This window comes from Nostoc sp. DSM 114167 (genome assembly GCF_052692655.1).
On sequence record NZ_CP195116.1, the window covers coordinates 6,501,467 to 6,515,275 of the forward strand.

Genomic DNA, 13,809 nt, shown 5'->3' on the forward strand with positions numbered 1-13,809 from the left:
CAGGGGGCAGGTTTTTTTGATTAGACAAATTTTTGGGATTTTAAAACCAAAACCATTGTCTGAGAACTTAAAACTACGTTCAATAATTGAGAACATTCTCAACTATTTATCGAAAGCCTAAAAGCCTGCCCTTGAAAGGCAGGGGGCAGGGGGATTAGAAATTAGCGTTTTATGAGCCAGGGTGATGGATTGTTGATCATGGTTACTAGAATGCCTAAAACTTGGTTTAATCTTCCATATAGTTCTCTGCCTGTATCAACGTCTAAATAACCACATTTCACAGCAAATTTAAGCCAAGTCTGAGTTTCTGCTGCTTCAGCCTCTGAATCATTCAATTTTGCAATAAAAGCAGCCTCATAGCGGCGTTTTCTCCATGCCTCGGCCAAGTTGGCACAAACTGACCGTGATGACCTACGAATTTGGTCAATCAATGAATACCTTTCTTCTACGGGAAACTTCTTAGATAATTCAAAAATTTTCATCGCTACATCAAACGCCATTTTGTATACTTCTAAATCTTCATGACTTTTGATTGGTTCTTTCTCCATTCCCTCTGCTCCCTGCCCCCTGCTCCCTTGCCTCTTTTAAGACCAGAAAATAATTTCACCGTTAGGAAGTAAGCCAATCATGGAAGTGAAAGCTACACGCTGTCCATGCATCGGCTCAACATAGTGAAAGTTGGTTGTATTAAAAAGCAGTACATCTCCTACGTAAGGTTGGAAAGCGATCGCATCTGCATCCGCAATTACTCGATCGCTATATCCGTAGGAATCGAGTTTATATTGCTCATCGCTTGGTTGCCAACGGCGATCGTAAATACAAGTTTTACCTTGATTGTTGTCAGATAATTTCAAATACAAAGTCCAAGAAAGTTGAGCAGTAATTGTACAAACTTCCCATTCAGATTGCTCTATTGGCGCAAAATCAATATGAATTTGGGTTCCATGCTCTATTTTTCTGATCAGTCCTGCATAATAGCTACCGTAATCTGGTTCAGAAGCAATTCGTGCATTCACGCCACACTCTCGAAATTTTTCGATGATGCGCTCCAATGGATTGAAGGAGGCTGCAAAAATGGAGTCTCTTAATTTAGTTGCCCGTTCTACTTCTTTAAAATAATTTCCTTTACTAATGCTGTTATATTCAAACACTGTGATGCCAACTTTTTCAATTTTAGGAGTGACATCTTGATAAGCGTTAAAGCTAAGTGATTGAGATTGAGCATATAACATCTCACACTCTTCAGGTGTGGCAAATTCTTTCAACCGAATCAGAGGTATTCGGTGTTCGAGGAGCATTTTTAAAGTTTCTGTAGTTAAGGGATACTCTTGTTTTTTATCCCACAGTGTCGATTTAATCTGATTAGAAGCAGCAGTCATAATAAAATTCCTTACATTTAAATTTCAAATTTCGGTTTTGGTGAAAAATCAATACGCTTGGGTTAAAGGTTATTGGCGTCGAAAATTGGTCTTTCAGACGCGATGAATCGCGTCTCTACATGAGTTACAAATCTCAATTGATATTCATACTCAACAACGCCATATTTGCTTTAAAACTTCCAAAAAATAAATTATCTAATTTACTCAGATAATATATTTCTCTTTCCCCCTGCCCCCCAATACGGTTCGGTTAAAGGGGAAAGGGTAAAGGGGAAAGGGGAATAAAAAACCTTTAACCGCAAACCCATTTCCCTTTTCCCCAAACCCTATTTTGAATTCAAAATGCTTATCCGAACCGTATTGCCCTGCCCCCTGCTCCCTGCCCCCTGCCCCCTTGCCTATATAAGGCTTGCTGAATGCAATCTTTCAATTGTTCGGCTAAGACTTGGACGTGGGGTTCTGCCATCATAGTAATATGATTGCCTGGAACAAAATGGATATCTACTGGTTCGCAAGAATACTCACTCCAGCCCCAGGTCGAATCTTGGGAAATCTCAGAAAACTTGCTAGTCAACCGTTCCGGGGGAGTCTCGCTGGCACGTAAAAGTGTAATTCGATCGGTATAAATCTGTTGTGGTACATAATTAATTAGGGATAGAGAGTTTGCTTTTAAAGCTTGCACCATGTTTTTCAACTGCGTAATTTCAGCGTTAGGAGGGAGCATATTCACCATTTTTAAATGCTGTAAAACGTATTTTAGTTGCTCCTTTTCAGATAGCGATCGCAGGGTATCGTAAGAAATATCCATGTTGGTTGATAGAGAAACTTCTACTGCTTTGATCGACTCAATTAACCACCGAGCATGATCCCAATCAAGACGCTCAATCCGTGCTTGTTTGTCTTTAGAAGTTGGTGCTGACATATCAAGTATGACGACTAAAGCAACCTCATGTCCCCGATCGAGCAACTGAGTTGCCATTTCAAAAGCTACTATACTTCCTAAAGAATGTCCTCCTAAAAAGTATGGCCCTTGCGGCTGGACGGTTTGCATTGCTTGGATATAATGGCTAGCCATATCCTGAATTCGGGTTTCTGGCTCTACATCTAGATTGTTTGCTTGAAAACTGTATAATGGTTGCTCATCTCCTAAATAACGCCCTAAGTGATATAAGTAGAAAGGTTCGCCCCCAGCGCCAGGAATGCAGAAGAAAGGTAACTTTGAACCGTTTGGCTGAATTGGTACTAGACAAGACGAATTTGAATAATTCGAGTCTATTTGCAAAATTGTCGCTAACTGTTCAATAGTTGGGTTTTGGAAAAGGCTTGTTAAACTCACATCTTTACCAAACTGCTGCTTAATTTGAGTTATTAAGTAGGGGGCTAAAAGAGAATGACCACCTAAGTCAAAAAAGTTATCTTGTACTCCTACTTTGTCAACTTTCAGAATTTTTGACCAGATTTGCACCAGTTGCAGTTCTAATTGGTTACGGGGTTCGACAAATGTATCTAGGTTATTAATGTTAGAAGGTGTAGGCAAAGCACGGCGGTCTACCTTACCGTTGGGTGTCAGGGGCAAGCTATCTAGGAAGACAAAACTAGAAGGCATCATATACTGTGGTAGCTTAGTGGAGAGGAAGCGCCGGATTTCACTAATGGTAGGTGTTGAATCCTGATTGGGAATAATGTAAGCCACTAAGCGTTCTTCATGGGCAATTACAACAGTCTGATGTACAAATGGATGTTGTGCTAATACTGTCTCAATTTCTCCAGGTTCAATGCGTATGCCGCGAATCTTGACTTGACGATCGAGGCGACCGAGAATTTCGAGAGTGCCATCTGGAAGATAGCGACCGCGATCGCCTGTATAATACAGCAAATCTTGGTCATCATTGCGAAAATGGTTTTTAACAAACCGAGAGCGCATTTCTTCTAGGGCGTTAATGTAGCCCAAACTGCGAAATGGTGTCCGCAAAACAATCTCACCCGCTTCCCCAATACCACACAATTGGCGATTTGCACCTAAAACTAAAGCTTGAGTTTCCGGAAGTGTCCGTCCTACTGGCTGTACCCCTGGTGTGGGTTTACTAGGTACTTGGTAATAACATTTCGCCAAAGTTGTCTCTGTCGGCCCATACAGATTAACGATTTCACCTGCTTGGGGGAAAGCATCTCGCCATTGCAGTACAAGTGTCTCCTTCAAAGGTTCTCCGGCGAAGAATAACCAGCGTAAGTTATGCAGAGAAACTTCTTTTGGCACATTAGCCAGCCATGATTGCGCTAAGGAAGGAACTGTGTGCAGAACAGAAATCTGTTCGCGTTCCAAGTAGCGCAAAATTTTCGTTGGTTCTAACTTATCTTCTTGTGCTGGTAGACACAAGGTTGCACCACTGGTCAAAGATAAGAAAATATCTCTGAGAACGACATCAAAGGAAAGTCCTGTTAATTGGGCAATGCGGTCTTTTTGATTAATTCCAAAGGTTTGTCTTTGCCAATTGAGAAAATGCGCCATCCCTTTGTGACACCCCAACACTCCTTTAGGAACGCCAGTAGTACCAGAAGTAAAGAAAATATAGGCTGCATCATTAGCAGATATTTCCGGCAGAAGTATTGTATGACTGCTTTCTTGGCGATAATTTATAGCTACTGCTGTGTCTGGATTTATACAGATAACAGTTAAAGACTGCCATATTTCCTGGTCTTTTGGGTATTGACTATCGACATACAATATGCATTTAGCTTTAGCTTCCTGAAGCATTAGCCGTTGGCGTTGACTAGGAAGTTGCGGATCGATGGTTAGCAGCACTCCTCCACTCAAGAGAACAGCGATCGCACTGGCAATCAATCCAAAACTTGATGTCCCGTACACCGCTACGACATCTCCCCGTTCGATTCCGTGACTTAGTATCACCCTAGCTAAATCTTGAGAGCTTTTGCCTAATTCTCTATAGTTCCAAGTGCGAGATCCTTGACGCACTGCTGGCTGTTCTGGGGTGCTATTTACCCAAAAAGTAAACGTTGTTGTAACTAATTCGTATTCTGGTTGTGGTATGGCTGTTGTGGGATCTGGTAGTAAAAATCGGGTTTGTGGTGTGACAAGAGAATAAGAGGCGATCGCACTATCAGGTTCAGCCACAATTTGATTCAGCAAATGATGGAATTGTTGCACCATTTCCACCATTCGTTCTGAAGTAAATAGGTCAGCATTATAGAGTAGTTGCAGAGTTATTCCTTGTTCGTATTCTGCAACATATAAGCTTAAGTCAAACTTGGAAGCCGCTTCTGACATTAATATAGGTTCTACAGACAACCCAAAAAGTTCTAGTTGGGTGTTTGCCAAATTCTGTAAATTAAACCATACCTGAAAAATTGGGTTATGGCTGAGATTTCGTTCTGGCTGCAACGCTTCCACCAACATTTCAAAAGGCAAATCTTGATGAGAGTATGCTCCCAGAGCCACTTCTCGCACCCGTGATAATAGCTGCCTAAAACTGGGATTACCATCCAAGCGGGTACGCAACACAAGGGTATTGACAAAAAAGCCAATTAACCCTTCAATTTCTGCACGATTACGGTTAGCGATCGGCGTACCTATGCAGATATCATCCTGCCCACTATAGCGCCATAGCAATATTTGGAATGCTGCTAACAGCGTCATAAACAAGGTGACACTTTCTTTTTGACTCAATTGTTTGAGCGCAACACTTAATTCTTTTGAGAGTGCCAACTCTTGATATGCGCCGTGGTAAGTTTGCACAGCCCCTCTGGGGCGGTCAGTGGGTAGCGACAATAAAGTTGGTGCATTGGCTAGTTGTTGTTGCCAATAACTCAGTTGGCTTTGGAGTACATCCCCTTGCAACCAGTTTCGCTGCCAAATGGCAAAATCTGCGTACTGAATCGGCAGTGGTGCTAAAGGTGACGGCTGACTTTGAGAATAAGCATTGTACAGAGCTACTAATTCCTGGACAAACACACCCATTGACCAGCCATCACAGACAATGTGATGTATGAATACTAACAAAGCGTGTTCTGTCTCAGACAGCACAACTAATGTTGCTCTGACCAATGGTTCATTTGCTAAGTTAAAAGCTTGAATAGCTTGTTTTTGCACTAATTGCTGCAAAGCAATTTCTTTTTCGGTTACTTCGGCTTCGCTCAGTACAAGTGTGGATAAATGCTTCAAGTCAACAATAGATACTGTCCAAGGTGTAGATGTTAGTTGGCTTAAAGGAAGCCTCTTGCTCCCTGCCCCCTGCTCCCTGCCCCCTGCTCCCTGCCCCCTGCCTATTTCCTGTTCCCTAATAATTTGTATTGGTTGTCCATCAACGGTAATAAAGTTAGTACGTAATGCTTCGTGGCGATAAATAATTTCTTGTAAGCTTTTTTCTAAAGCTGCTTGATTAAGAGTTCCTACTAAACGCAAAGTTAGAGGTATGTTATAAGTGCCACCTAGAGACTGTAACTGGTCTAAAAACCACAAACGCTGTTGAGCATAAGACAGTGGTAATTGTGTATTTTTTGTCCTTGGTAAGATGGGTGGTGTAGAAAATTCTAAGTCCTGTTGCTGCAATTGCTCAAGCGATCGCGCTAATTCGGCAACTGTTGCTCTGGCAAACAACTCACGCAATGGTAGTTCCACTTTAAAAATGTTACGGATACGTGAAAGCAATTGCGTTGCTAGTAATGAATGTCCCCCAACTTCAAAGAAGTTATCATCTATACCCACTTGCTCTAGTTTCAGCACTTGTGTCCAAATTTGTGCCAGCATTTCCTCAATGGGTGTGCGTGGGGCGACATATTTGCCTTTTTGTTCGCTGTGTAAATCTGGTGCTGGTAGGGCGCGGCGGTCTACTTTACCGTTGGGAGTTAGTGGCAGGGACTCCAGCACTACAAAAGCATTTGGAACCATGTACTCTGGGAGTTTTGCTTTTAGGAATTGCCGTAGTTGGTTGATTGTGGGTGTACTTCGACTTACCTCGGCTCCGGCTCCATCGAGCGAAGTCGAGATGCTCGGCACGAGTCGCTCAGTACAAGTTACCTGTGGATACGGTACTACGTAGGCGACAAGGCGCTTCTCTCCTGGGATATCTTCATGGGCGATCGCACAACAAGTCTGCACATCACCATGTTGGCTCAATGCTGTTTCAATTTCTCCTAATTCAATGCGGAAGCCACGGACTTTTACCTGATTGTCAATGCGCCCTAAGTATTCAATGTCACCATTCGGTAAATAGCGTGCTAAATCCCCAGTTTTATAAAGGCGCTCAGAATTAGAAGATTGGTCTTCTGTTTCCCCTCTGCTCCCCTGCCCCTCGGTCACTGAGCGTAGTCGAAGTGCTGCTTCCCTGCCTCTTTGAAAGGGATTGGAAATAAATTTCTCTTGTGTCAACTCAGGACGGTTGAGGTAGCCTCTTGCTAATCCAACACCCCCAATGTGTAACTCTCCTGGTATACCAATGGGAACTGGTTGCAAATTTTCGTCTAAAATGTAAACTTGCGTATTGGCGATCGCACGACCAATAGATATTTTCTCATCTAGTGGGGTGCATTTGGCAATAGTCGCACAAACACTAGCTTCTGTTGGTCCATAAGCGTTGAAGAAGTTTCTGCCAACAGACCATTGCTTGATTAATTCAACAGAACTTGCTTCTCCGGCGACAATGATTGTTTGCAGTGCTGGTAGTTCCTCCACGGGCATAACTGCTAATGCCGATGGTGGTAGTGTGATATGGGTAATAGAATAATCGCGTAATCGCTCAATTAACGGTTTTCCTGGCAATAGAGAGTCTTTGCTTCCCAGATACAACGTTGCACCTGAAAACAGAGCCATCAAAATTTCTGAGATGCTTGCATCAAAACTGAAGGAGGCAAACTGAAGAACGCGACTATCAAAGTCTAAGCCAAAAGTTGTTTTCTGAGCTTGAGCTAAGTTGCACAATCCCTGATGCTGAACCATCACACCTTTGGGTCTACCTGTAGATCCGCTGGTGTAAATCACATTTGCTAGATGAAAAGCTTTGACTCCAGTGGTTAGGTTATGTTGATTGTTTTGGGCAATTTCTGAGCAAACTTCCTCTAAAAAGACAACTTGTGCTTGATTTGGAGGAAGTTTGTCAATCAGTTGTTGTTGAGTCAGCAGCACCGAAACTTGAGCATCTTCTAGCATGAAGCGCAAACGCTCAGTTGGATACTCTGGGTCAAGTGGTAAATATGCTCCACCTGCCTTGAGAATACCCAACAGTCCTATCACCATTTCTATTGAGCGTTCTACACAAATACCCACCAGCGTGTCTGGTTTTACACCCAATAAGTGCAAGTAATGCGCCAATTGGTTAGCGCGACAATTCAATTGGTGGTAAGTCAGTTGTTGATTTTCAAACACTACCGCTACAGCATCGGGTGTACTCAAAGATTGTTCTTCAAACAACTGATGAATACATTTATCTTGGGCATAATCTACCGATGTATTGTTCCATTCAACGAGTAACTGCTGTTGCTCAAGTTTTGTCAGCAAAGGCAATTGTGCAATTCGCTCTTGAGGATTAGCAACAATTCCTTCAAGCAAAGTTACAAAATGCCCACTCATCCGCTCGATTGTGCTGGCATCAAACAAATCAGCGTTGTACTGCCACATACTTACCAATCCAGTGCTTGTATTCTGCATTGATAAAGTTAAATCAAACTTGGCAGTTGCACCTTCTACTGGTAAAGAACTGATAGTTAAGCCAGCAAGTTCTACTTCAGATATGGGTGCATTCTGGAGGACAAACATCACCTGAAACAGTGGCGTATGGCTGAGGTTTCGTTGTGGCTGCAATGCTTTTACCAACTCTTCAAAGGGCAGGTCTGGATGAGCGTAAGCTTCCAATGTCACCTGCCGTACTCGACTGAGCAATTGCCCAAAACTGGGGTTGCCTGACAAATCGGTACGTAATACTAAAGTATTGACAAAAAAGCCAATTAACCCTTCAATTTCGGTGCGATCGCGGTTAGCAATGGGCGTACCCACTACAATATCATCGGAGCCTGTATAGCGATAAAGCAAGGTAACGTAAGCACAGAACAGCGTCATAAATAGGGAAGCTGCCTCTTGCCTGCTAAAATTAGCGATCGCTTGACTCAGTTCGCTTGATAATTCTACATATTGGACTGCGCCCCGGTAAGTTTGAATGGCTGGTCTAGGTCGGTCTGTAGGTAATTCTAGTAAGGTAGGAGCATTTTTGAGTTGTTGCTTCCAGTAATCAAGCTGCGTTTGCAGTACTTCTTTTTGCAACCATTGCCGTTGCCAAATCGCAAAGTCGGCATACTGAATTGGTAGCTCTGGTAGCTTTGGGGACAAGTTATTACATAGAGCTGAGTAAATGATTGCTAACTCGCGCATCAATATACCTGTTGACCAACCATCTACTATGATGTGGTGGACTGTTAGTATAAAAGCGTGTTCTAGCTCTGTGAGTTTCACCACACAAGCTCGGATTAAAGGAGAACTAGCAAGGTCAAAGGGTCGAGCAAGTTCAGTCGTGGCTAATTTTTGGCAAGCGATCGCTCTTTCACTTTCTGGTAAATCTGTTAAATCTACTACTGGCACACTTAAGGTTAAGCTGTCAGCAATAATCTGGACTGGGCGATCGTTGATGGTGCGGAAGTTGGTACGTAAAACTTCGTGGCGAGCAATAATTTTGTTGAGACTTTGCTCTAGCGCCACAACATTCAACTGACCGTGAAGTTTTATAGCTGTTTGTTCGTTGTAGAAGGGGCTATCTGGTTCCAACTGGTTTAATAACCAGAGTCGTTCTTGGGCAAATGACAGAGGTAAGTTCTGGAGGCGATCGGCTTTGACGAGGGGTAAATCTGTGTCGGGGTTCGCATTTTTCTCTTGCAGTAACAAAATAAGTTCTGCTTTATGGTTAGCTAATAAGTCACGAGTTTCTAGCGTTAATACGCCCTTTGGAGCATTGGCACGCAGCTGCTCACCTTCAACCCACAACTTCACACCCTGTTTAGTAAGATTAGCTAACAATTGCTCGACATTCACAGAAAAATTACCTCCACTTTGCCTAATTCGTAATTCGTAATTAAAGAATTATTTATTGCTGTTTAAATTGCGATTTCTTCTCGATCAATTGCACTTAATTTCATATCTAATTCTAGTTGTTTATCTAGCTTGGGTGCTATTTCAGCTATTGTGGGAAATTCAAATAAACTTGCTACAGTTAATTTAATCGAAAAAACCTTTTTTAGTCGAGATATAATTTGAACAGCTATTAAAGAATCTCCTCCTAATTCAAAAAAGTTATCATGAATTCCTACCTGTTGAATCCCTAATAATTCTTGCCAAATATCAGCAATTTTTTCTTCGATTTCATGACGCGGAGCTATATAGGAATTGGGCAAAGTAGGTCTTGTGTGGAGTGCAGATAATTTTTCTGGCTGTAAAATATCCGGCTTTGCTTGTAATGAAAATTCTGATTTGGAGTCAGTCTCTTTTTGCCCAGATTTTACACTAAATGCCGCTGATGCAGAAGCAACAGCCATAATAATCTGATGCTCTAATGCTTCAGTTTCAGGAAATGCAGCAACTTGCACAAAATCTTGAGCGCGTAATGCTTCAAACCACTGTTGTTTGATGATAAAAGGTTGACCTGGATTGCGTCTTTGATCGTCTAAAGGTTTCAACAGCAGACCCCAAGTGATATCAAAGTCTATTTTTGGCTGAGTTATTTCCCACACTAAAAGGAAGCCGCCAGGAGCTAATAAAGAGCGTACATGGTGGAGTGTTTGATCTATATTTCGAGTGGCGTGTAAAACATTAGAGGCGATGATTACATCAAAGCTGTACTTATCAAACCCTTGCTCAGTTGGAGACTTGTCTATATCTAGTAATCTATATTCAACAAATGGATAGTCTTTAAACTTCTGTTGAGCTTGAGTCAAAAAGCCGCTACCAATATCAGTAAAAGTATAGTTTGTTCGTTCGGACAGTAACACAGGTAATAATGCTTGCGTAGACACACCAGTACCCGCGCCGATTTCTAAAACTCTCAGGTGAACGGATGATGGCAATGATTTGACTACCTGTTCTAAGCTGGAACGCAAAATAGAGTTGTAGTAAGAAATTAAGGGAGTTTCTGAATACGAACCATTGTTTTCTTTTTGATAAACCAGTTCATTGAAAATCTCTAATGGTTCTTGTTCGCCAATAACAACAGCAGCTAAATTTTCTCCACAGCGTTGCACTAAATCTAAATCTACTAAAGATGAAGCAGCAAACCTTGCTCTAACTGCTTCTAAATGTTCATTAATATAATCTTGCGAACATGGCAATAGCTTAGTAAATAACTTCTCCTGTTGCTGTAGTTGTCCTTGTTCAACTAATATTTGCAACCATCTAAATAACAATTGCTGATAGCGGGGAGAAATATGGTATTGCACTAACAAATTATCTAAAGAATACTTTTCTTCAGGATTGCTAAAAGCTCCTAATTGCTGGAATGCAGAGTTGATGTAAGCTGTACATAAACGGTCTAACCACTGTCTATTTTCTTGATAAGTTAACTCGTTGAGTTCTGCATTTCTAGTATTTGCTTGGTTTTGACCTGCTTGTGTAAGCGATGTCCACAATTGTGATGTTGTGGGTAAGATTTGCAACTGTCCCCAAGCTGCTTTTTGTGGAGGGTCAATCCAATAACGTTGGCGTTCAAAGGGATAAGTTGGTAAGGGAAGACGATAATACTCATCCTGGCTATAAAATCCAAACCAATCTACTTTCACTCCAGCCAACCAGAGTTGACCTAATGTGTTGAATAAAACACGAATATCAGATTGCTTTTCTTGAGGATGACGTACCGAAGTCAAGACTGTTTGTAGAGGTGCTTTGTCTGGATGTCTCTTGACTAATGTAGTTAGTGTGTGTCCTGGTCCTACCTCTAGTAAAACTTGCTCTGGGGTTGCTAATAATTTCTCGACACCTTGAGCAAACAGCACTGTAGAACGTAGATGTTGAGCGTAGTAGTCAGGATTTGTAGCTTGCGTGACTGTAATCCAAGTACCAGTCAGATTGGAAATATAAGGAAGTTTAGGGGGATTTAAAGTAACTTTTTTGACTCGCTCTGCAAAGGCCTCTAAGATTGGTTCCATCATTTGAGAATGGAAAGCATGAGAAGTATGCAGACGACGACATTCAATTCCTTGAGCAGCTAGCTGATTTTGTAGTGTATCTATTGCTGCTGTTGAGCCGGAAACTACACACTGCAAGGGTTGATTAATTGCAGCAACAGAAAGTTCTGAACCTAACAGAGATTGTACCTTATCTGCGGGTAAGGGAACAGAAAGCATTGCTCCAGTGGGCAATTGCTGCATCATCTGTCCGCGTGCTGCTACCAAAGATAAGGCATCTTCTAGAGAAAAAACTTCTGCTAGAGTTGCTGCGACATACTCGCCAATACTGTGACCGATCGCAGCTTGTGGTTCCACTCCATAAGACTGCCATAATTTAGCTAAGGCGAACTCAATTACAAAAATAGCGCTTTGAGCAATTCCTGTTTGTTGAAGTTGCTTTGATACCTCATCAATCTTTTCGTCACTAGGGTAAAGAAGATGACGTAAATCAAGCCCTAATAAAGGTTTAAGAAATTCTGAGCAATAATCAATTTGTTCTTGAAATACTGTCTCGGTTTCGTAAATTTCCCGCGCCATGTTGACGTATTGAGAACCTTGACCGGGAAACATAAAGACCACAGGCCGTTCTGTAATCTCTGTATAGTTCGTAAATACTTGTTGGGCTGCTAAATTACTCAGACCTTCAATAGCATCTTCTAAGTTACGACAAACTAACATCCGGCGATAATTGAAACCCCGACGACCACTGTTGAGCGTATAAGCAACATCACCTAAATTAATTTCTGGATGCTCTTGTAAATGCGTACTTAAATTAGTTGTCACCTTCTCCAAGGCACTAGCAGTTTTAGCCGAAAGCACCAAAAGTTGATAACCTCTCTCCTGCCCCTCTGCTCCTCTGCTCCCCTGCTCCCCTGCTCCCACTTCGGCTACGCTCAGTGACCACCTGCCCCTCTGCTCCCCTGCTCCCCTGCTCCCCTGCCCAAAAACAGGTGCTTCTTCTAAAATTACATGAGCATTAGTACCCCCCATACCAAAGGAACTAACCCCAGCACGGCGAGGGATATTATCTGTTTTCCATTCAGTCAATTTTGTATTGACATAAAAAGGACTGTTGGCAAAATCAATTTTGGGATTAGGTGTCTCGAAATGCAAACTCGGAGGCAGCATTTTATGTTGCAGTGCTAATACTGTTTTAATCAAACCTGCAACACCTGCTGCTGTATCCAAATGTCCCAAGTTGGTTTTTACCGAACCAATAGCGCAAAAACCTTTTTTATCTGTAGTTTGACTAAAAGCTTGAGTTAAAGCTGCAATTTCAATCGGATCTCCTAAAGGTGTCGCTGTGCCATGAGCTTCAATATAAGAAATTGTCTCGGCATCTACACCCGCTATAGCTTGAGCTTCGCCAATCACTGCTGCTTGACCGCTAGCACTAGGAGCAGTGTAGCCGACTTTCATTGCACCATCGTTATTAATTGCCGAGCCTTTAATAATTGCATGAATGTAGTCGCGATCGCTAATTGCATCCTGTAATCTTTTTAATACCACAATCCCAGCACCGCTACCTGCGATCGTTCCTTGTGCTTTAGCATCAAAAGCACGGCAGTGTCCATCAGAAGAAAGAATCATTCCTTCTTCATGCAAATAGCCGATTTTTTGGGGAATGCTGATAGTAACTCCACCAGCTAAAGCTATGTCACATTCACCATTTAAAAGACCTTGACAAGCTATGTGAACAGCAACTAAAGAAGTAGAACAGGCTGTTTGCACATTTACTGCGGGGCCAGTCAAATTTAGTTTGTATGCAACTCTTGTCGGTAAAAAATCTTTATCGTTAGAAATTCCTAATTGCACAGGGTCAATTGCGGCTAATAATTGATAGTTAGGGTAGAGGTTGTTGAGCAAATACCCACTCATTCCCACACCACCATAAACCCCGATTAAACCATTGTAGGTTTGCGGGTCATAACCAGCTTTTTCCGTTGCTTCCCAAGCCAATTCTAAAAATAGGCGTTGTTGTGGATCTATTAACTCAGCTTCTTTGGCGCTATAAGCAAAGAAATTTGCATCAAACAATTCAATGTCTGATAGAACACCCTTAGCTTTTACATAATTAGGATTACTCAGTAAATCAACAGAAACCCCAGAATTTATTAATTCTTCATCCTTCAAACAAGAGATAGATTCTACACCATCTCGTAAATTCTGCCAAAATGATTCAATATCTTTTGCCTCAGGGAATCTACCAGCAACAGCGATTATTGCTATTTCAGAATTATTAAATTCATTATCGTTATGTGCTGAATACATTGTC

4 protein-coding genes are annotated in these 13,809 nt (G+C 41.9%); all 4 read right to left on the reverse strand.

Features of this window, described 5'->3' with window-relative positions:
• Window positions 1-161: 161 nt before the first annotated feature.
• The 4 genes from NSTC731_RS27550 to NSTC731_RS27565 all read right to left on the reverse strand — a co-directional run bounded on the left by NSTC731_RS27550 (window position 162) and on the right by NSTC731_RS27565 (window position 13,805).
• Entirely contained in the window at window positions 162-548 is a 387-nt protein-coding gene (locus NSTC731_RS27550) for a four helix bundle protein (protein WP_445627739.1), read from the reverse strand.
• A 36-nt stretch (window positions 549-584) separates the two neighbouring features.
• Window positions 585-1,379, reverse strand: a complete 795-nt coding sequence (locus NSTC731_RS27555; RefSeq protein ID WP_445627740.1) for a 2OG-Fe(II)-dependent halogenase WelO5 family protein — start codon at window positions 1,377-1,379, stop codon at window positions 585-587.
• 346 nt (window positions 1,380-1,725) lie between these two features.
• The gene (locus tag NSTC731_RS27560; protein WP_445627741.1) at window positions 1,726-9,411 is read right to left on the reverse strand and encodes an amino acid adenylation domain-containing protein; all 7,686 of its coding nucleotides are present in this window, start codon (window positions 9,409-9,411) and stop codon (window positions 1,726-1,728) included.
• Window positions 9,412-9,473: 62 nt separating this feature from the next.
• Entirely contained in the window at window positions 9,474-13,805 is a 4,332-nt protein-coding gene (locus NSTC731_RS27565; RefSeq protein ID WP_445627742.1) for a beta-ketoacyl synthase N-terminal-like domain-containing protein, read from the reverse strand.
• Window positions 13,806-13,809: the final 4 nt, after the last annotated feature.

Bases quoted from the DNA above. Each gene is read 5' to 3' on its own strand.
- NSTC731_RS27550 (WP_445627739.1), bottom strand. From the start codon at position 548: ATGGAGAAAGAACCAATCAAAAGTCATGAAGATTTAGAAGTATACAAA.
- NSTC731_RS27555 (WP_445627740.1), bottom strand. From the start codon at position 1,379: ATGACTGCTGCTTCTAATCAGATTAAATCGACACTGTGGGATAAAAAA.
- NSTC731_RS27565 (WP_445627742.1), bottom strand. From the start codon at position 13,805: ATGTATTCAGCACATAACGATAATGAATTTAATAATTCTGAAATAGCA.